Source organism: Sphingomonas sp. DC5200-1, from assembly GCF_049897245.1.
Taxonomy (GTDB): domain Bacteria; phylum Pseudomonadota; class Alphaproteobacteria; order Sphingomonadales; family Sphingomonadaceae; genus Sphingomonas; species Sphingomonas aquatilis.
This window is the reverse complement of record NZ_JAFCVW010000001.1, coordinates 220,961-240,269: the sequence shown is the minus strand read 5'-3', so window position 1 is coordinate 240,269 and position 19,309 is coordinate 220,961. Positions and strand designations below refer to the sequence as shown.

Genomic DNA, 19,309 nt, shown 5'->3' with positions numbered 1-19,309 from the left:
GTAGCACCCCTGGGAGATTGCACCCCGATGATCGTCCGCACGCTGCTGATCGCCTCCACCATGCTTGCCGCGACCTCCGCCTTCGCGCAGAGCACGCCCGTGACCGATACCGATCCCTATATCTGGCTGGAAGACAAGGACGGCGCCAAGCCGCTCGCCTGGGTCGAGGCCGAAAACGCCCGCACGCTGCCCCGGTTGCAGAACGATCCGCGCTACCAGGGCTTTTACGCCGACGCGCTGGCGATTGCCTCTGCGAAGGATCGCATTCCGATGCCGAACCAGCTGTTCGGCCGCATCTACAATTTCTGGCGCGACGCCGATCACCCGCAGGGCATCTGGCGCTGGACGAGCGAGGCGGATTACGCAGCGCCGCAGCCCAAATGGACCGTCGCGCTCGATCTCGACGCGCTGTCGAAAGCCGAGGGCAAGAAGTGGGTGTGGAAGGGCGCAAGCTGCCTCCATCCCGAAGAGCGCCTCTGCCTCGTCGCATTGTCCGAAGGCGGCGAGGACGCGATCAGCCATCGCGAGTTCGACCTGGCGACCGGACAGTTCGTGCCCGGCGGTTTCTCGCTACCCAAGTCGAAGCAGGGCGCGAGCTGGCTCGACAAGGATACGCTGCTCGTCAGCCGCGACTGGGGCGCCGGCACGATGACCGGATCGAGCTATCCCTTCGTCGTCAAGATGGTGAAGCGCGGCCAACCGCTGGATGCCGCCAAGGAAATCTTCCGCGGCGCGCCGACCGATCAGCTGGGCACCTATGCCGGCGTGATGACCGACGGGCAGGGCCATCGTCTGGTCACGATCGAACGCCGCACCACCTTCTTCGGCGGCGAGACGCATGTCTGGACGCCAGAGGGCACGAAGAAGCTCGACATTCCGGCGCGTACCTTCCCCGCCGGCATGGTCGCCGGGCAGGTGCTGTTCCAAACCAGCGATCCCTGGGGCGCCGTTGCCGCCGGCTCGGTCGCCTCGGCCCCGCTCGCCATGGTCGAAAGCGGCCGGGTGACGCCGACGATATTGTTCGCGCCCAATCCGCGCCAATCGGTGGACGAAGTGGTGACGACCAAGGACCATGTCGTCCTGATCTATAACGACAATGTGCGCGGTCGCGCGGCGGTCTACACGCCGGGCAAGGCGGGCTGGACCGCGCGGCCGATCGCCTTGCCGGACAACGTCTCGCTCGGCGTCGCCAGTGCCGACGATCGCAGCGACCACGGCTATATGACCGTCACCGGCTTCCTGACGCCGACCACGCTGCTGCCGCTCGACGCCGCGACGGCGAGCGTCGGCAAGCCGGTCAAGACGCTGCCGCCCAAGTTCGATTCGGCAGGTCTGGTGGTCGAGCAGCATGAGGCGACGTCGACCGACGGCACCAAGGTCCCGTATTTCATCGTCCACCATAAGGACATTCCGCTCAACGGCAGCACGCCGACGATCATGACGGCCTACGGCGGCTTCGAGCTGCCGATGCTGCCCGCCTATTCGGCGATCACCGGCAAATTGTGGCTGGAGCGCGGCGGCTCCTACGTGCTCGCCAACATCCGTGGCGGCGGCGAATTCGGTCCCGCCTGGCACGATGCCGGTCGCAAGACCAAGCGCCAGATCATCTACGACGATTTCGCCAGCGTCGCGAAGGACCTGTTCGCGCGCAAACTGACCAGCCCGCAGGAGCTGGGCATCTACGGCGGCTCGAACGGGGGCCTGCTGATGGGTGTCGAGTTCAACCAGCACCCTGACCTGTGGAAGGCGGTGACGATCCAGGTCCCGCTGCTCGACATGATGCGCTACGAACAGATCGAAGCGGGTAAGTCCTGGGTCGACGAATATGGCTCGGTCGACGTGCCGGCAGAAAAGGCGTTCCTCCGCACGATCTCGCCCTATCAGAATATCAAGAAGGGGGTGGCGTACCCCGAACCCTATATCTGGACGACGACCAAGGACGACCGCGTCGGCCCGCAGCATGCCCGCAAGTTCGCGGCGCGCCTGAAGGAATACGGCCTGCCGTATCTGTTCTACGAAGACACCGCCGGCGGCCATTCGGGCGATGCCGACATCGAACAGGGTGCGCGTCTGCAAGCGCTGCAGATGACCTATTTCGCGCAGAAGCTGATGGGTCCGGCGCAGCCCGCAAAATAATCGCCGCTGCCTCCCCGGTTTCGGCCGGGGAGCCTTGGCGGAGGGAGTGGGATTCGAACCCACGGTAGGCTTCCACCTACGGCGGTTTTCAAGACCGCTGCCTTAAACCACTCGGCCATCCCTCCGCGTGGAGCGCTCGAATACGCGCACCGCGCTTGTCCGTGCAAGCCCCGCGACGATAGGAGGTTCACGCGGGATGCCGGCTGTGGCACCTGCGAGGGCATGTGGGGGCATCCGATGACGCGCGGACTGAAGGCCGGTTTGATGGCGACGATCCTGGCGATGGCTTCGGCCGGGCCAGTCGCGGCGCAAGACGAGCAGGGCTTCCAGTCCTATCTCGGCACGCTGCGCGCACAGGCGCTGGCCGAGGGTGTCACGCGCCGCACGGTCGACGAGGTATTCCCGACGCTGACACTCAGCGAGCGGACGATCGAGCTCGACCGCGCGCAGCCGGGCAATCCGGGGCGCACCGCGACGCCGCCGTTCGCGCCCTATCGGATCAGTCACGTCGATGCCGCGCGGATCGGCCGCGGGCGGAGCACTTATCAGGCGCAACGCGCGCGCCTCGCCCGTGTCGAGCGGGAGACGGGCGTGCCCGAATCGATCATGGTCGCGATCTGGGGGCATGAAACCAATTACGGCGCCTACACGGGCAATTTCGATCTGCTTCGCAGCCTGGCGACGCTGGCATATGAGGGTCGACGTCGGGAGCTGTTCGCGAGCGAGTTCATCGCCGGCCTCAAGATCCTCGACCGCGGCATCCCGCGCGAGCGGCTGAAGGGCAGCTGGGCAGGCGCCACCGGGAATCCGCAATTCCTGCCCTCGGTCTACCTGCGCCTCGCCCGCGACGGCGATGGCGACGGGCGCGCGGATATCTGGACGAGCCCTGCCGATACGCTCGCCTCGATCGGCAATTATTTCGAGAACGCCGGCTGGCGGCCGGGCCAGCCCTGGGGCATCGCGGTGCGCGTCCCCGCCGGCTTCGACCGCGCCGCCCTGACGACGCGCATGGTCTCACCACGCTGCCCGCGCGTGTTCGAGCGGCACAGCCAGTGGCGGACGATGGCCGAATGGCGCGCGCTCGGCCTCGTGCCGCAGGGCAGGGGCTGGCCCGCCGACAGCGTGCAGGCGACCCTGATCGAGCCGGATGGCCCCAATGCCACCGCGTATCTACTCACCAGCAATTACCGTGTGATCCTCGATTACAATTGCTCGAACTTCTACGCGCTGTCCGTCGGGCTGCTCGCCGACGCGGTTGAGGGCTGACGCGGCGCCGTTGCGGCGCTATGCCTGACCCATTCCACCCCTATTACCCTGCCGAAAGCCGAACCCGACGTCATGAAACCGCTGATCGCCGCTCCCTTCGCCATCGTCGCGCTTGCCATGCCCTCCGTCGCTGCGGCGCCGCAGTTCCAGGGCATCGCGCCGATCGCCTTCATGCAGGATCTGTCGTCGGGCGCGGTGCTGTATCAGCGTGACGCCGACCGCCGCATGCCGCCCGCGTCGATGGCGAAGATGATGACGGTCTACGTCGCCTTCGACATGATCAAAAAGGGCGAGCTGAAGCTCGACCAGATGATCACCGTCCGCCCCGAAACCTGGGCGAAGTGGCATGGGCCGCAAGCGGGATCGACCATGTTCCTGTCGCCTAACGAAAACGTCAGCGTCGAGAACCTGCTGAAGGGCATCGTCACGCTGTCGGGCAACGATGCCTGCGTCGTGCTGGCCGAGGGTATTTCGGGCACGGAGCAGACCTTTACGGACCGGATGAATGCGCAGGCGAAGCGCCTTGGCCTCACCAACAGCCACTTCGGCACCGCCAACGGCTGGCCGGATAATGGCGTCACCTATGTCACCGCGCGCGACCTGGCGCACCTGGCCACCGCCACGATCCAGGACTTCCCGGATCTCTATAAGCGCTTCTACTCACTGCCGAACTTCACCTGGGGCAAGACGCTGGGGGCAGGGGCTGACATCACGCAGGCAAATCGCGATCCCTTGCTCGGCCGCGTCGCCGGCGCCGATGGCCTGAAGACCGGCCATACCGAAGAGGCCGGTTACGGCTTCACCGGCTCTGCCGAGCAGAACGGTCGCCGTCTGGTGATGGTCGTTGCGGGCCTGACGTCGTCCAAGGATCGCGCCGAGGAATCGGTGCGCTTCATGGAATGGGGCTTCCGTGCCTGGCAGGCGAAGCCGGTCGTCGCGGCAGGCAAGCAGGTGTCAACGGCGGAAGTGCAGATGGGCGGTTCCAGCAACGTCGGTCTGGTCGCACCACGCCAGCTGACCGTCACGCTGCCCGCGGGCGCCGTGCCGCAGATGAGCGCCAAGGTCGTCTACGAAGGTCCGATCAAGGCGCCGATCACCAAGGGCCAGCATATCGCCGACCTGGTCGTGACGTCGCCCGACCTGCCCGAGCAGCGCCTGCCGCTGGTCGCGGACAAGGACGTCGGTCAGGCGGGCTTCTTCGGTCGCGCCTGGGCAGGGCTGACCTCGTTCTTCGGTTGATCGCGCAACCGCGATGAACGCGTTGTTCGGTAATGCCGAGGCGCAGGAGGCCTTCGCGGCCGCCCTGCGCAGCGGTGCGCTGCATCACGCCTGGTTGCTGGTCGGGCCGCAAGGCGTGGGCAAGGCGCGCTTCGCCGAGATGGCTGCGTTGCGCATGCTGGCCGAGGCGAGCGCGAGCGGGGTGAGCGCGCCGGGACTGACGGTGCCCGACGATCATCCCTCGCGCGCTTTGGTGGAGGCCGGGTCGCATCCCGACCTGCGCATTCTGCGCCGTCTGCCCAAGGATGCCGACAAGCCGGATCAGGATATTGCGCGGTCGATCAGCATCGCACAGGTGCGCAGCCTGCAACCGATGTTCGCGACGACGCCGTCGATGGGCGCGCGCCGGGTCGTTATCATCGATGCGGCCGACGATCTCGAGCGCAACGGGGCCAACGCGCTGCTTAAGAACCTGGAGGAGCCGCCGGTGGGAACGGTGTTCCTGTTAGTGAGCCATGCCCCCGGACGATTGCTCCCCACCATCCGATCGCGATGCCGGGTCCTCCGTTTCGGCGCGCTCGACGAAGCCGACATGCGCCGTGCGCTACACGAGGCGTTGCCCGATGCCGATAGCGACGAGATCGGGACATTGATCGCGGCAGGGGAGGGCTCGCCAGGGCGCGCGATCCGTTATGCGGGGCTGGATGTTGCCGGCCTCGACACCGCGATCACCGCGATCGCCACGGAAGGGGACCCGATCAACACGCGGCGGGCGGCGCTCGCCAAGGCGCTGGCCGGGAAGGGGAATGCCGCGCGTTACGAAGTGTTCCTCGATCGAGTGCCAGCAATCATCGCGCGAGAAGCCCGTGGGCGCGCGGGGACGCGCCTGAAAACCGCGCTCGACGCTCAGGCGGCTGCGCGCGACCTTGCAGGGGCGGCGATGGGCCTGTCGCTCGATGCTCAGGCGACGGTGTTCGAGATGGCGGCGATCGTCGCGCGGTTGCGCTGACGCCGCTTCACCTCGCCGGATCGATCGACTAGGGAAGCGCGCTATGGCCGAACCCTATTACATCACCACCGCAATCCATTACCCTAACGGCCGTCCGCACATCGGCCATGCCTATGAAATGATCGCCGCGGATGCGATCGCACGCTTTCAGCGGCAGGCGGGGCGCGACGTGCGCTTCCAGACCGGCACCGACGAACATGGGCTAAAGATGGCGCAGACCGCGCGCACCCGCGGGATCGACGTGCGCGCCTTCGCCGACGAGATGTCATCGTATTTCAGCGCGATGGCGGACACGCTCAACATCTCATACGACCGATTCATCCGCACCGTCGAACCCGATCACTACGCGGCCAGCCAGGCGATCTGGCAGGCGATGCGCGATGCCGGCGACCTGTACCTTGATCGGTATGAGGGCTGGTATTCGGTGCGCGACGAGGCCTTCTACGACGAGAAGGAATTGGTGGAGGGGGAAGGGGGCGCCAAGCTGTCGCCTCAGGGCACGCCCGTGGAGTGGACCGCCGAAGAGACGTGGTTCTTCCGCCTGTCGAAATATCAGCAGCCGCTGCTCGACCTGTACGCCGCCAACCCCGATTTCATCCGCCCCGAGGCGCGCCGCAACGAGGTGATGCGCTTCGTCGAGGGCGGTTTGTCGGATTTGTCCGTGTCTCGCACCAGCTTCGACTGGGGGGTCCCGGTACCTGACAGCCCCGGCCACGTCATGTATGTGTGGGTCGATGCGCTGACCAATTATTTGACTGGCGCCGGTTATCCCAACGATGCCGAGACGATGGCACGCTTCTGGCCCGCCGATCTGCATCTGATCGGCAAGGACATCACGCGCTTCCATACCGTCTACTGGCCGGCATTCCTGATGTCGGCAAACCTGCCGCTGCCGAAGCAGGTGTTCGCGCACGGCTTCGTGCTCCACCGGGGTGAGAAGATGTCGAAGTCGGTCGGCAATGTCGTCAGCCCCGACGAACTGACCGATGCGTTCGGGGTCGATGCGGTCCGCTATTTCCTGCTGCGCGAGGTCAGCTTCGGACAGGACGGCAGCTATTCGGCCGAGGCGATCGTGACGCGCGTCAATGCGGAGCTCGCCAACAGCTTCGGCAATTTGGCGCAGCGCACGCTGTCGTTCATCGCCAAGAATCTGGATGGCGCGCTGCCGGATGCCGGGCGCAGTGATCCGGCGGACGCGATGCTGATCGAGGAGATGGTCGTCGCCTGCGCCGGACTTCGTACGGCATTCGACGATCTGATGCTGAGCCAGGGCATCGAGGCATGGATGCGCGGGGTTTTCGCGTGCAATCAGTATATCGATGCGCAAGCCCCCTGGGCGTTGCGCAAAACCGATCCCGATCGGATGCATGCGGTGCTGGGCACGCTGGTGCGGGCGATCCGGATGCTGGCGATCGCGATCCTGCCGGTCGTGCCGCAATCGGCTGGCAAGGTGCTGGATCAGCTCGGCGCGGACGAGCGTGACCATGCCGCGATCGACGACGATGGCTGGTATGGCCGCCAGCAGGCCGCGGGCTTTACGATCGCACCGCCGTCGCCGGTCTTCCCGCGGCTCGAACTGCCTGCCGCCGCGGCATGATGTTCGCCGACAGCCACTGCCACCTCAATTACAAAGGGGTGTTCGAGCAGCAGGGTGAGGTGCTCGCCCGCGCCCGATCACGTGGGGTTGGGGCGATGCTCAACATCTCGACGCGCGAAAGCGAATGGGACGCGGTGGTCGCGACAGCCGAGCGCGAACCCGACGTCTGGGCCTCGATCGGCATCCATCCGCACGAGGCCGATCAGCATCCCGACGTCGACATCGCGCGCCTCATCGACCGAGCGGCGCATCCGCGCATCGTCGGCATCGGTGAATCCGGACTCGATTATTATTACGATCATTCCGATCGTGCCCGCCAGCAGGCAAGCTTCCGTAGCCATATCGGGGCGTGTCGCGAAACAGGGCTTCCGCTGATCGTCCACACCCGTGACGCGGAAGAGGACACGTTGGCGATCCTGCGCGATGAGATGAAGCAGGGGGCCTATACGGGCGTCATCCACTGTTTCACCGCGAGCGGCGCCTTCGCCGACGCGGCGCTGGAGCTCGGGTTCTACATCTCGATCTCGGGGATCGTAACGTTCAAGAATGCGCGCGACCTGCAGGAGACGGCGGCCCGGCTGCCGATCGAACGGCTGCTGATCGAAACCGACGCTCCATTTCTGGCGCCGGTGCCGCATCGCGGCAAACAGGGCGAGCCTGCTTTCGTCGCGGACACCGCGACCTTCCTCGCCCAGCTTCGCGGCGAAGCGATCGAAGAATTGGCGGCACGAACCGCGGATAACTTCTTCAGTTTGTTCAATAAGGCGCGCGCGTGAAGGTTCGCATTCTCGGCTCGGGCACGTCATCGGGTGTGCCGCGGATCGGGAACGACTGGGGCGCCTGCGACCCCAACGAACCACGCAACCGGCGTACGCGCGTATCGTTGCTCGTCGAGCATGACGACACGCGTATCCTGGTCGACACGGGCCCCGACATGCGGGAGCAATTGCTTGCAGCCGATGTGTCGACGGTCGACGCGATCCTGTGGACGCACGACCATGCAGACCATTGTCATGGCATCGATGACGTTCGCCAGATTTTTCACGCCATGCGCCGGCCGGTCCCGGGCTATGCGCGGACAAGCACGCTGAAGGCGCTCCGCGACCGGTTTGCCTATGTCTTCGCCGGCCGTCAGGGCTATCCGCCGACGGTGGAGAGCGCGGTGTTGCCGGATAGGCTGACGATTGGTCCGATCACGATCGACGTCGTCGATCAGCCGCACGGTCATATCACCTCGGCCGGCCTGCGCTTTTCCGCGGGTGGCGCAGTGGTGGGATATGCCACCGACTTTCACCAACTGACCCCGGCGATGCGCGCGCTCTACACCGGGCTCGACGTCTGGATCGTCGATGCGCTCCGCTATGCGCCGCATCCAACTCATCCGCATGTGCCGGAGGTGCTCGACTGGATCGCAGAGCTTCGGCCGAAACGGTCAGCCTTCATACATATGGATCAAAGCATGGATTACGCCACGCTGGTCCGCGATCTGCCGTCCGGCGTCGAACCCGGCTACGATGGATTAGAATTCGTCCTATGAACCTCGACTCGGGCGGCCAGGCGGTCATCTATCTGCTGCTGCTCATCCTGCCGATCTCGGTGCTGATTGCACGGCGGGTGCCGGTGTTGCGGGTCGTTTTGTCGCTGGTCAGTTGGGCGGTAATAGCGGGGTTGCTGCTGGTAGTGATCACCGAGCGCGAACGGTTCGACCCGTATCTGCAATATGTTACGCGATTGCTGAAATTAGACGACCAGAATGTCGTCGGCGAAGAAACGCGCATTAGAATGTCCGCCGACGGGCATTTCTGGGCGAAAGTGACGATCGATGGCGTGAACCGGCGCATGCTCGTCGATAGCGGCGCGACCCTGACGGCATTGTCGACGGACACCGCGGCCGCCGCGTCGCTGGACGTGAGGGACAGCCTGATTCCGATCGTACTCAATACGGCGAACGGGCGCATCCAGGCGCGGAGCGCGACGGTGCGAGACCTGAAACTCGGCGATATCGTCGCACGCGATTTGCCTGTGGTCGTATCACCGGCATTTGGCGACACCGACGTCCTCGGCATGAACTTCCTGTCGAAATTGAAATCGTGGCGGGTGGAGGGGAACACGCTGATCCTCGTACCGCACCACCATCAGAAATTTACATAATGTATATTATCAATCTTACGGTGGACGCGCTATATGGCGGTTGAGCGGCTGTTGGCGATCATGGCGCGCCTGCGCGATCCGCAGCGCGGTTGCGAATGGGACGTGGCCCAGACCTGGGCGACGATCGCGCCCTATACGATCGAAGAAGCCTATGAGGTTGCCGATGCGATCGCGCGGAACGATGCGAACGATCTGAAGGACGAACTGGGCGATCTGTTGCTGCAAGTCGTGTTCCACGCGCGGATCGCGGAGGAAGCCGGTGTCTTCGCCTTTCCCGATGTCGTCGCCGCCATCAGCGACAAGATGGAACGGCGCCATCCGCACATCTTCGGTGAAGCGTCGCATAGCCCCGGATGGGAGGAATTAAAGGCCGCGGAGCGGCGCGGCACGACGCAAGACGACAGCGCGCTTGCCGGCGTCGCGGCAGGCCTGCCCGCTCTGATGCGCGCCGTAAAGCTGCAAAAGCGCGCCGCCCGAACCGGGTTCGATTGGCCCGACCAGACTGGCGCCATTGCGAAGATCGTGGAAGAAATCGAGGAAGTTAAGACGGCTTCCGAAGATCAGCGCGAGGATGAGATCGGCGATCTTTTGTTCGCCGTCGTCAATTGGGCACGGCATTTGGGCGTCGATCCCGAGGCCGCCTTGCGATCGGGCAACGCCAAGTTCGAGCGTCGCTTCCGCGCCATGGAAGCCCTGAGCGGCGAAGCATTCGCCGCACTGAGCCTCGATGACAAGGAAGCGCTCTGGCAGCAGGTCAAGCGCGGCTGAGCCCGTCCATCAACGCTGGAGAAAGCGTTCGTAGTCCCGTTCGGCGAGCCGAACCTCGTAGCGGGTCGACAGCCCCTCACCCTCTTCTTCCTGCCCCAGGACTTCGCCATGCGCGTGCAGCCATGCGGCGCCCGCGCCGTCTCCCGCCGGAAGCGTGATCCAATAGCGGCGGTGGCCGGCGGTCAGCTTCGCGGCGACCTGCGCGATAAGCTGGTCCACCCCTTCCCCATCCAGTGCGGACAGCGCGACGACATCGTCGCGGCGCGCCGCTTCCACCAGCACGTCCTCATGCTGGTCTGCGTCGAGTAGATCGAGCTTGTTCCACGCCTCGAACCGCGGCGTTGTTTCGGACACACCGAGGTCGGCGAGAACGGCCTCGACGTCGGCGCGCTGCGCCTCGGTGTCCGGATGGGCGATGTCACGAACGTGGATCAGCAGATCGGCCGATACCACCTCTTCCAACGTCGCCTTGAACGCCGCGACCAACTGCGTCGGCAGGTCGGAAACAAAGCCGACAGTGTCGGACAGGATCGCCTTGTCGATGCCGGGTAGCGAGATCTGCCGGAGCGTCGGGTCGAGCGTCGCGAATAGCAGGTTTTCCGCCATCACATGCGCGCCAGTCAGCCGGTTGAACAGCGTCGACTTGCCGGCATTGGTATAGCCGACCAGTGCGATCACCGGCCACGGCGCGCGCTGGCGCCGTTCGCGGTGTAGCCCGCGCGTGCGGCTGACCTGTTCGAGTTCGCGCCGCAGCCGTGCCATACGATCACGGATCAGGCGGCGGTCGGCCTCGATCTGCGTTTCGCCGGGACCGCCAAGGAAGCCGAAGCCGCCACGCTGCCGCTCGAGGTGGGTCCAGCTTCGCACCAGCCGGCCGGCCTGATAATCGAGGTGGGCGAGCTCGACCTGCAAGCGCCCTTCGGCCGTGGCGGCGCGTTCGCCGAAGATCTCGAGGATTAGGCCGGTACGGTCAATCACCTTGGCCTCTAGCGCGGTTTCCAGATTGCGCTGCTGCACCGGCGTCAGGCTGGCGTCGAAGACGACGAGGTCGGCTTCGTTCTGCCGGACCTGCACGGCCAGCTGCTCCACCTGACCGCTGCCGATCAGCGTCGCTGGCTTGGGCTGGCGGACGCGCACCGCCACCTTGTCGGTGACGACGAGGCCGATCGCGGCGGCGAGACCGGCGGTCTCCTCCAGCCGCGCCTCGGCATCGCGATGCGCATCGCCCTGATCGGGCAGCACGATCAGCGCGCGACCGCCACGGGCGAACTCGTCGCGGTCACGGTTGAAGCCGGTGCTCATCGCTTATTCGTCCGTCTCGCCCTCATCGGCGAGGTTGAGCGCGCGCGACGGCTGGATAGTCGACACCGCATGCTTGTAGACGAGCTGCGCCATGCCTTCCCGCTGGAGCAGCATGCAGAACAGGTCGAACCCGGCGATCTGGCCCTGTAGCATCACGCCGTTGATCAGGAACATCGTTACCGAATCTTCGGATTTGCGTACCGCGTTCAGGAAAATTTCCTGCAACAGCGGCTGCTTGCGCTGTGCTTCTCCCACGGATTCGATGATCCCGGCGAGGTCCATCGGGCCCGATGGCATGATCGTGGAAATGGCATGCTTGTAGATCAGCTGGGACTGACCATCGCGGCGGAGCAGCACGGAGAAATTGTCGAACCAGGTGACGATACCCTGGAGCTTGACGCCCTTCACCAGGAACATGGTGACCGGGGTCTTGGAGCGGCGCAGCGAATTCAGGAACAGGTCCTGCAGCGAGCCTTGCTTTTCGGCCATGATTTGAGCCTTTTTCCGTTATTGGCGGGACGTTCGCCCGCTATCGCGCCGTTTCCCGGCGTCGGGATCGCCGCCCATGATAGGCAGCGACCCCGTATCTATGAACGAAGGCCCGTGCCGTAAAGGCGTCAATCCTCGCGCACGTCGGTAATGCCGAGCAGCTTGAGCTTACGGTGCAGCGCCGATCGCTCCATGCCGATGAAGCTGGCGGTACGGCTGATGTTGCCCGAAAACCGGCGGATCTGAACGCGGAGATACTCGCGCTCGAACGTCTCGCGGGCTTCGCGTAACGGCGCACCCATGATCGCGCCGCCACCCCCGCCGGCCAGATCGCCCTGATCGCCGAGGACTTCGGCGGGTAAGAGATCCAGGTCGATACGGCCGATGCGATCGCCCGGTGCGAGGATGATCGTACGCTCCACGACGTTGCGCAGCTGGCGGACGTTGCCGGGCCAATCATAGCTTTGCAGCGCGACCATCGCGTCGGGTGCGATCTCTGGGGTCGGTACGCGGCGTTCGGAGGCGTAATGCGCCATGAAATGCTCGACCAGCGACGGAATGTCCTCGCGGCGCTCGGCCAGGGCCGGCAGCATCACCGGCACGACGTTGAGGCGGTAATAGAGATCTTCGCGGAACCGCCCCTCGGCAATCTCCTGCGTCAGGTCGCGCGAGGTGGCGGAGACGACGCGGACGTCGACCTTGACCGTGCGGGTGCCACCAATGCGGCTGAAGCTCTGGTCGGTCAGCACGCGCAGGATACGCGCCTGCGTCGCGATCGGCATGTCGGCAATTTCGTCGAGGAACAACGTGCCACCATGCGCCTGTTCGAGCAGGCCCGGCCGGACGAGGTCGCCCCCCTCCTCCACGCCGAACAGTTCCTCCTCGACGCGCTCCGGCGTCATCCGCGCGGCGCTGACGATGACGAAGGGGGCCTCGGCGCGATTGCTCCAGCCATGGAGCAGGCGGGCGGCGACCTCCTTGCCGACGCCGGCCGGCCCCATGATGAGCACGCGGCTGCCGGTCGCGGCGACGCGCTTCAGCGTGGCGCGGACGCCATTGATCGCGCCCGAGCGGCCGGTGAGGTCCGTCTCGCGACCGGCCGAGACGCGCAGGCTGGCGAGTTCGCGACGCAGCCGTTCGGTTTCGGTCGCGCGGGCGACCAGTAGCAGCAGCCGCTCCGCCTCGAACGGCTTTTCGATGAAGTCGCTGGCGCCGCGCCGGATCGCGGCGACGGCGGTGTCGAGATTGCCATGGCCCGAGATGACGAGCACGGGGATCGAGGGATCGCGCCGCTTGATCTCGTCCAGCAGCTCGAGACCGTCGAGGCGGGAGCCCTGAAGCCAGACGTCGAGCAGCACCAGCGACGGGCGTCGAGTGGCGATCGCCTCCAGCGCGGCGTCGCTGTCTGCGGCCGAGCGAGTGTCATAGCCTTCGTCCTCCAGAACGCCGGCGACCAGTTCGCGGATATCGTGTTCGTCGTCGACGACGAGGATGTCGAGCGCCATAATCTCTAATTCCGATTGCGTGTGAGTGCAGCAAGCTGGCCGGCACCGTCATGTTCGGTGACCGGTTCGGGTGGGGCTGCCCCCTGATCGAGCGCCGCGAGGGCCGCGGCATCGAATGTCATGCGCACCACGGTGCCGCCGCCGTCGCGATCGGCAAAGGCCATGGTGCCGAAATGGTCCTCGACGATCTTCTTGACGATCGCGAGGCCCAGGCCCGTGCCGCGGGCGCGGGTCGTCATATAGGGTTCGACGATCCGATCGCGATCCGGCGGCAGGCCGACGCCCGTGTCCGCGACCTCGACGACGATCGTCGTACCATCGTCATGGATACCCATGCTGACAGCGCCACCGCCATCCCCCTTGCTCTCAATCGCCTCGACGGCGTTCTTGACGATGTTGGTGAAGGCGCGACCAAGCTGGTGCCGGTCGCAGACGAGCTGCGGGGCGGGAAAATCGTGGTCGAGCGCGAAGCGGATCGCGGGATGCGCGACCTCGTGCAGGAATAGCGCCTGGCGAGCGATGTCGACGAGCGATTCCTCGCGGAACACCGGCTTCGGCATGCGCGCGAAGGACGAAAATTCGTCGACCATCCGTCTGAGGTCGCCGACCTGCCGGACGATCGTTTCGGTCAACCGCGCGAAGGTAGTATCCGCGGGATCGATCTTGCTGCCGTAGCGGCGTTGCAAACGCTCGGCAGCGAGCTGGATCGGGGTCAGCGGATTCTTGATCTCGTGCGCGATGCGGCGCGCAACGTCCGACCACGCCGCGCGGCGCTGATCGAGCAACTGCTGTGTGATATCGTCGAAGGTCAGGATCGGCCCCGCATCGGTCCGCGCGATCCGGACGGCGAGCGTCCGCGTCTCGCCGCCGCGCACGACCTGAACGATCGCCTCGCGTTGGCCACTCGCCACCAGATCGGCGAGTTCGGGCGCGATGAGGGCCAGCGGCTGCCCGACGACGCTGTCGATGCCTGTGCCGATCAGTTCGGACGCCGAATTGTTGGCGATCCGGATCGTGCCGTCTTCGCCTGAGGCGATCACCCCGGCCGACACGCCGGCCATCACCGCCTCGATCAAGGCGCGGCGGCTGTCGAGCTGATCGTTTGCGGTGACCAACGCGCGATTTTGCTCCTGCAGCCGCCCGGTCATTCGGTTGAACGCATTGGCCAGCGTGCCGACCTCATCCAAGGTGCGGGGATCGGGTACGCGTGTCGACAGATCACCGTCCGCGACACGTCGCGCCGCACCTACAAGCTCGCCCAGCGGACGAACGAGACGGTCGGCAACGGCCAGCGCGATCCACACCGCAAGAGCCACAATCAGCAACGAAATGCCCAGCAATGCGGAGTTGAACCGCAACTGCAATGCCCGCGAACGCGATTGCATATCCCGGTAGTCGGCAACGAGTTTCTCGCCGCGCTTCCATTGCTCGACCACCCCGGGGTCAAAAACGCGCGCCACGTAAAGATAGGCACCCTTGCCGTATTTTAACGGCATCAACAGTGCGGCGCGATCCTTAGCTTGAATAACAACGCTCGGCGTACCGGAATCGATCTTCCTGATCATGCCCGGGGTCACGACACGATCCAGCCGCCGTTCGTACGGATTGACGAAGGCAATCGGAACGGGATCACCTTTTACGAAGATTGCCATTTCGGACATGTTGCGCTGTTTCAGCTGAAAGACGAGCGCCTTCGCAAACGTTTCACTATTGATCGGATATTCTCGAAAATACCCTGCAAGGTCTACGCGCATCGCAGTCGCTTCGGCAGCGATGCGGTCCAGCTCCTGATAATAATTGATCTGGAGAAGTGCGGTCGAATTCTCCAACATCCCGCGAGCGCGGTCCGAATACCAAAACTCGACACCGTATTGGAACAGCAGCGACGCAAAGATATTCACCAGCACCAGCGGCACCGCTGCGACGAGCGAAAACAAAGCGACCAATCGTACGTGCAGTTGCCCGTTGCCGCCAATCTGGGACTGCACGGCGCGCCGCCTCGCGATCCGCCGCCCGATCAGCATCATCAACGTCGTGCCGGACACCAAATTGGCGACGAGTAGCAACGCGACCAACGGAGGCGAAATTACGCGTGTGTCGGATGCCCCACCCGTCAACACGAGATAGGTCGCGACGGCGATCGCCAACGCAATCGCCAGCACCAGCGCTTCGACCGCGGGCGTAATCCGCCGGCGGCGAACCGGTAGCATGTCATTCAAATCGGGCGTGGGGGCCGCGTGCATTCGTCCCTCCGTACAACGCGGATTGTTGCACGGAAACCACATAATTGTCGATTGCGGTGGTTTGGGGCCACAGTACGATCAAGCGCGCCGCTCAACCGCTATGCGTCAGTCGTCACCTTTCGCGCTGATCCCAAGCGTATCCAGACGCTTGCGCAGCGTATTGCGGTTGAGACCCAGCGCCCGCGCCGCGCGTAGCTGATTGCCGCCGTGTCGGGCCAGCATCGCTTCGATCAAGGGGCGTTCCACCTCTCCGATGACGCGGTCGTACAAGGTGCCATCGTCCAAGGCGCCGGGGCGCTCACGGGCGATGCGTTCGATCAGGTGACGCACCGCCTCGGCGATTCCCGCGTCGGGCAAATCCATCTGGGCGCCCGGCACACCGATCATATCGCGGATCGTCGCCGGATCGATCAGCTCATCCCGCGCCAGCACCGCGAGCCGGCGCATCAGGTTTTCGAGTTCGCGGACGTTGCCCGGCCAGTCATAAGCCGCGAGCGCGGCTTCCGCCTCCGGCTGGAGCTGGCGACGCGGCAAACCCTGGGCGGCGGCACTATCGAGGAAGTGGCGGGCGAGCAACGGAATGTCCTGTCGCCGGTCACGCAGCGCGGGCAGCACGATCGGGACGACGTTCAGGCGATAGAACAGGTCTTCGCGGAATTGGCCCGAGGCGACCTGCTGCGCGAGGTCGCGATTGGTGGCAGCCACGACGCGCACGTCTGCCCGCATCGTCCGCGCGCCGCCGACCGTCGTGAACTCGCCCGACTGCAGCACCCGAAGCAAACGCGTCTGCGCGTCCATCGGCATGTCGCCGATCTCGTCGAGGAACAGCGTGCCGCCCGCGGCCTGTTCGAAGCGGCCGGCGTTGCGCTGGCCCGCGCCGGTGAAGGCGCCACGTTCGTGCCCGAACAACTCCGCCTCGATCAACTCGCGCGGGATCGCGGCCATGTTGATCGCGACGAACGGCGCCCCCCGGCGTCGCCCGAGATCGTGGATCGCGCGCGCGACCAGTTCCTTGCCCGTGCCCGATTCGCCCGAGATCAGCACGGTCAGGTCCGTGGCGACGACACGGGCGATGACCCGGTAGACGTCCTGCATCGCCGGCGAGCGGCCGATCAGGGGGAGCGCGGGATCCTCCCCCTCCCCTTGCGGCGGCATTGCCGCGTGGCGGACCAGCGCACCGGCGACGGCGCGGGTGAGATCGTCGAGATCAAAAGGCTTGGGGAGATACTCGTATGCGCCAACCTCGTTCGCGCGCACCGCCGTCGTCAGCGTATTCTGTGCTGACAGGATGATGATCGGCAGATCAGGGTGGCGCGCATTGACCTCCGCCACATGAACGATGCCATCGCCGTCGGGCAGCACCACGTCGGTGATCAGCACGTCCGGCAGCCGCTGCGCGAGCGCGCGATCGGCCTGCGACAAAGTCTCCGCCGTCTGGACGTCGTGTCCGGCGCGGCGCAACGCCTGGGCGACGACGGTGCGGATCGCAGCGTCGTCGTCGACGACCAGAACGCGGCTCACTGGGCGGCCCGTGGCAGCAGGAGGCGCAGGGTCGTCATCTCGGGCAGTCCTTCACGGGCATATTGAACGATCCCGCCCATGTCGCGCATCAGCTTGTCTACCAGCGCGAGGCCAAGCCCCTGCCCCTCCGGCCGGCCCGAGATGAACGGATCGAAGAGATATTCCGCGATGTCGGCAGGGGCCCCGGGGCCATTGTCGGTCACGCAGATCTCGATCGGCAAGGGCACGCGCGGGCCGCCCCGCGTCGACGCCACCGACATACCATGGCGATAGGCGGTGGTGATGACAATGCGGGGATCGGCGACGGTCCGCGTCGCCTCCGCGGCGTTCTTGAGCAGGTTGATCAAAATCTGCAGCAAGGCATCGCGATTGATCGCGGCATGCGGCAGCGAGGGATCGAACCGCTCCTCCATCGACACGCCGCGGGCAAAACCGGCGAGCGCCAGCCGGCGGGCATGGCCGATCAGCGGATAGATATTCTCCGACTGAATCGGCAGCGGGCGCGTGTCGCTGAAATCCTGCATACGATCGATCAGTGCCGCGATCCGGTCGACCTCGGTCACGATCAGCGTGGTCAGTTCGCCGGCATCGAGCAATTGCGCAGCGCCACGGATGCCGGACAGCGGGTTCTTGATCTCATGCGCCAGCATCGCCGCAGCGCCGCTCGCCGCGCGGGCGCTGGCCCCGCGTCCGCCAAGCTGGCCGACGCTGCGCGTGCCGGCGACGCTGTGCAGCGTGATGGCCCGCCAGCCGGGATAATCGGCGAGCTGCGCCTCAGAAAAGTCAACACGGATCTTGGGACCGTGCGGCGTCGCGATCTCGGTGTCGTAGACGGCAAAGCCGTGCCCCGCCTGCCGATCGCCAGCCGGAGGGCGTGGCAGGATCGCCGATAGCGGCTGCCCGCGCATCACCCGTTCGGACAAATTAAGCAGCAGCTCCGCTTGGGCATTCCCATGCTGGATGCGGTCTTCCCCATCGATGACGAGCACGGCGACAGGCAGCGCCGCGAACAGCTCGGCAAAGCCCGGACGGTCCGTCACAATCCTATCAGGCGGCCTGGCGGACGGCCGCAGGGGGCTGATCACGGTATGGCGCGTAGAAATCGGCAAGCATCGCCTTTACCTTCGCGGCGCTCGGCTCCTGGTTCACGGCGTTGCGGAACTCGGCCGATCCGGTGAGCCCCTTGGTGTACCAACCGATGTGCTTGCGCGCCATGTTGACGCCGGTCATCTCGCCATAATGGTCGAGCATGGCATCGTAGTGCTCGACGATGACGCGATATTGTTCGTCGAGCGACGGGTCGGGAAGCCGTTCGCCGGTCGCGAAATAGTGCATCACCTGCCCGAGTATCCACGGCCGCCCATAGGCGCCACGGCCGATCATGACGCCATCGGCGCCGGACTGATCGAGGGCGTCCACCGCATCGTCGATCGTGCAGATGTCACCGTTTGCGATCACCGGCAGGTCGATCGCGTCCTTGACCGAACGGATGAAGCGCCAGTCCGCCGATCCCTTGTACATCTGGTTGCGGGTGCGCCCGTGGACGGTGATGAGCTTCACCCCAAGATCTTGCGCGATCCGCGACAGTTCGGGCGCGTTGAGGCTGTCGTGGCACCAGCCCATGCGCATCTTCAATGTCACCGGGGCTTTTACTGCTTTTACCACGGAATCGATCAGGGCCGCGGCGAGTTTCAGGTCGCGCATCAGCGCCGAGCCGGCGTCGCCGTTGGTCACCTTGCGGACCGGGCAGCCCATGTTGATGTCGATGATCGCCGCACCGCGATCTTCCGCGAGCTTCGCCGCCTCGCCCATTTCGTACGGGGTGCAGCCGACGAGCTGCATCGAGACCGGCTCTTCCGACAGGTGCCACGCGGCCTTCTGCAGCGACTGCCGCGTCTCGCGGATCGCTGCCTGGCTCGCGATCATTTCGGTGACGTTGAGACCGGAGCCATAGCGGCGCACGAGCTTGCGGAACGGCATGTCGGTGACGCCAGTCATCGGCGCCAGCACGACGGGCTGCTCGATCCGGATGGGACCGATCTGAATGGGCGTGAGATGGGCCATAAATCTGCCTGAAAAACGGGCAGTCCTTACCGTCCTATGC

The 19,309-nt window shown here is 65.3% G+C and carries 16 protein-coding genes and 1 tRNA gene; 9 read left to right on the top strand and 8 right to left on the bottom strand.

The features are described 5' to 3' along the window. The first annotated feature begins 27 nt into the window (after positions 1 to 27). A complete protein-coding gene (locus tag ACP7A3_RS01165) occupies positions 28 to 2,136 on the top strand; it encodes a prolyl oligopeptidase family serine peptidase (RefSeq protein ID WP_426254665.1) in 2,109 nt (702 codons plus the stop codon). Positions 2,137 to 2,171: 35 nt separating this feature from the next. Here the strand turns inward: ACP7A3_RS01165 and ACP7A3_RS01160 are convergent. After that, positions 2,172 to 2,261, bottom strand: a tRNA-Ser gene (locus tag ACP7A3_RS01160). A gap of 112 nt (positions 2,262 to 2,373) precedes the next feature. On the opposite strand from ACP7A3_RS01160, the gene ACP7A3_RS01155 reads away from it, so the two are divergent. The 8 genes from ACP7A3_RS01155 to mazG all read left to right on the top strand — a co-directional run bounded on the left by ACP7A3_RS01155 (position 2,374) and on the right by mazG (position 10,145). Next, positions 2,374 to 3,402, top strand: a complete 1,029-nt coding sequence (locus ACP7A3_RS01155) for a lytic murein transglycosylase (protein WP_371859740.1) — start codon at positions 2,374 to 2,376, stop codon at positions 3,400 to 3,402. A gap of 72 nt (positions 3,403 to 3,474) precedes the next feature. After that, positions 3,475 to 4,641, top strand: coding sequence for a D-alanyl-D-alanine carboxypeptidase family protein (locus ACP7A3_RS01150; protein WP_426254664.1), 1,167 nt, complete (start codon positions 3,475 to 3,477; stop codon positions 4,639 to 4,641). Between the two features lie 13 nt (positions 4,642 to 4,654). Next, complete coding sequence (locus ACP7A3_RS01145) at positions 4,655 to 5,629, top strand: DNA polymerase III subunit delta' (protein WP_426254663.1); 975 nt, start codon at positions 4,655 to 4,657, stop codon at positions 5,627 to 5,629. A gap of 43 nt (positions 5,630 to 5,672) precedes the next feature. Next, positions 5,673 to 7,226, top strand: a complete 1,554-nt coding sequence (gene metG / locus ACP7A3_RS01140) for a methionine--tRNA ligase (protein WP_426254662.1) — start codon at positions 5,673 to 5,675, stop codon at positions 7,224 to 7,226. Then, a complete protein-coding gene (locus tag ACP7A3_RS01135; protein ID WP_426254949.1) occupies positions 7,226 to 8,002 on the top strand; it encodes a TatD family hydrolase in 777 nt (258 codons plus the stop codon). Before metG ends, ACP7A3_RS01135 begins: the two co-directional genes overlap by 1 nt. After that, on the top strand, positions 7,999 to 8,763 hold the full coding sequence (locus tag ACP7A3_RS01130; protein ID WP_426254661.1) for an MBL fold metallo-hydrolase: 765 nt from the start codon (positions 7,999 to 8,001) through the stop codon (positions 8,761 to 8,763). The genes ACP7A3_RS01135 and ACP7A3_RS01130 overlap by 4 nt, the downstream gene beginning before the upstream one ends. Further along, positions 8,760 to 9,377 (top strand): retropepsin-like aspartic protease family protein, encoded by a 618-nt coding sequence (locus ACP7A3_RS01125; protein ID WP_426254660.1) that lies wholly within the window; start codon positions 8,760 to 8,762, stop codon positions 9,375 to 9,377. The genes ACP7A3_RS01130 and ACP7A3_RS01125 overlap by 4 nt, the downstream gene beginning before the upstream one ends. 33 nt (positions 9,378 to 9,410) lie before the next feature. Continuing rightward, positions 9,411 to 10,145: a nucleoside triphosphate pyrophosphohydrolase gene (gene mazG / locus ACP7A3_RS01120; RefSeq protein WP_426254659.1), complete on the top strand. Its 735-nt coding sequence runs from the start codon at positions 9,411 to 9,413 to the stop codon at positions 10,143 to 10,145. A gap of 9 nt (positions 10,146 to 10,154) precedes the next feature. On the opposite strand, the gene hflX is transcribed toward mazG, so the two are convergent. From hflX to dusB, 7 genes are all read right to left on the bottom strand, one after another. Then, positions 10,155 to 11,447 (bottom strand): GTPase HflX, encoded by a 1,293-nt coding sequence (hflX, locus tag ACP7A3_RS01115; RefSeq protein ID WP_426254658.1) that lies wholly within the window; start codon positions 11,445 to 11,447, stop codon positions 10,155 to 10,157. A gap of 3 nt (positions 11,448 to 11,450) precedes the next feature. Then, on the bottom strand, positions 11,451 to 11,936 hold the full coding sequence (gene hfq / locus ACP7A3_RS01110; RefSeq protein WP_017978830.1) for an RNA chaperone Hfq: 486 nt from the start codon (positions 11,934 to 11,936) through the stop codon (positions 11,451 to 11,453). 128 nt (positions 11,937 to 12,064) lie between these two features. Then, on the bottom strand, positions 12,065 to 13,441 hold the full coding sequence (locus ACP7A3_RS01105; RefSeq protein WP_017978831.1) for a sigma-54-dependent transcriptional regulator: 1,377 nt from the start codon (positions 13,439 to 13,441) through the stop codon (positions 12,065 to 12,067). A 5-nt stretch (positions 13,442 to 13,446) separates the two neighbouring features. Continuing rightward, positions 13,447 to 15,684, bottom strand: coding sequence for a sensor histidine kinase (locus tag ACP7A3_RS01100; RefSeq protein ID WP_426254657.1), 2,238 nt, complete (start codon positions 15,682 to 15,684; stop codon positions 13,447 to 13,449). Between the two features lie 105 nt (positions 15,685 to 15,789). Beyond that, on the bottom strand, positions 15,790 to 17,205 hold the full coding sequence (ntrC, locus tag ACP7A3_RS01095; protein ID WP_426254656.1) for a nitrogen regulation protein NR(I): 1,416 nt from the start codon (positions 17,203 to 17,205) through the stop codon (positions 15,790 to 15,792). Further along, complete coding sequence (locus ACP7A3_RS01090) at positions 17,202 to 18,245, bottom strand: two-component system sensor histidine kinase NtrB (protein WP_426254655.1); 1,044 nt, start codon at positions 18,243 to 18,245, stop codon at positions 17,202 to 17,204. The genes ntrC and ACP7A3_RS01090 overlap by 4 nt, the downstream gene beginning before the upstream one ends. A 7-nt stretch (positions 18,246 to 18,252) precedes the next feature. Further along, positions 18,253 to 19,269: a tRNA dihydrouridine synthase DusB gene (dusB, locus tag ACP7A3_RS01085; protein ID WP_426254654.1), complete on the bottom strand. Its 1,017-nt coding sequence runs from the start codon at positions 19,267 to 19,269 to the stop codon at positions 18,253 to 18,255. Positions 19,270 to 19,309: the final 40 nt, after the last annotated feature.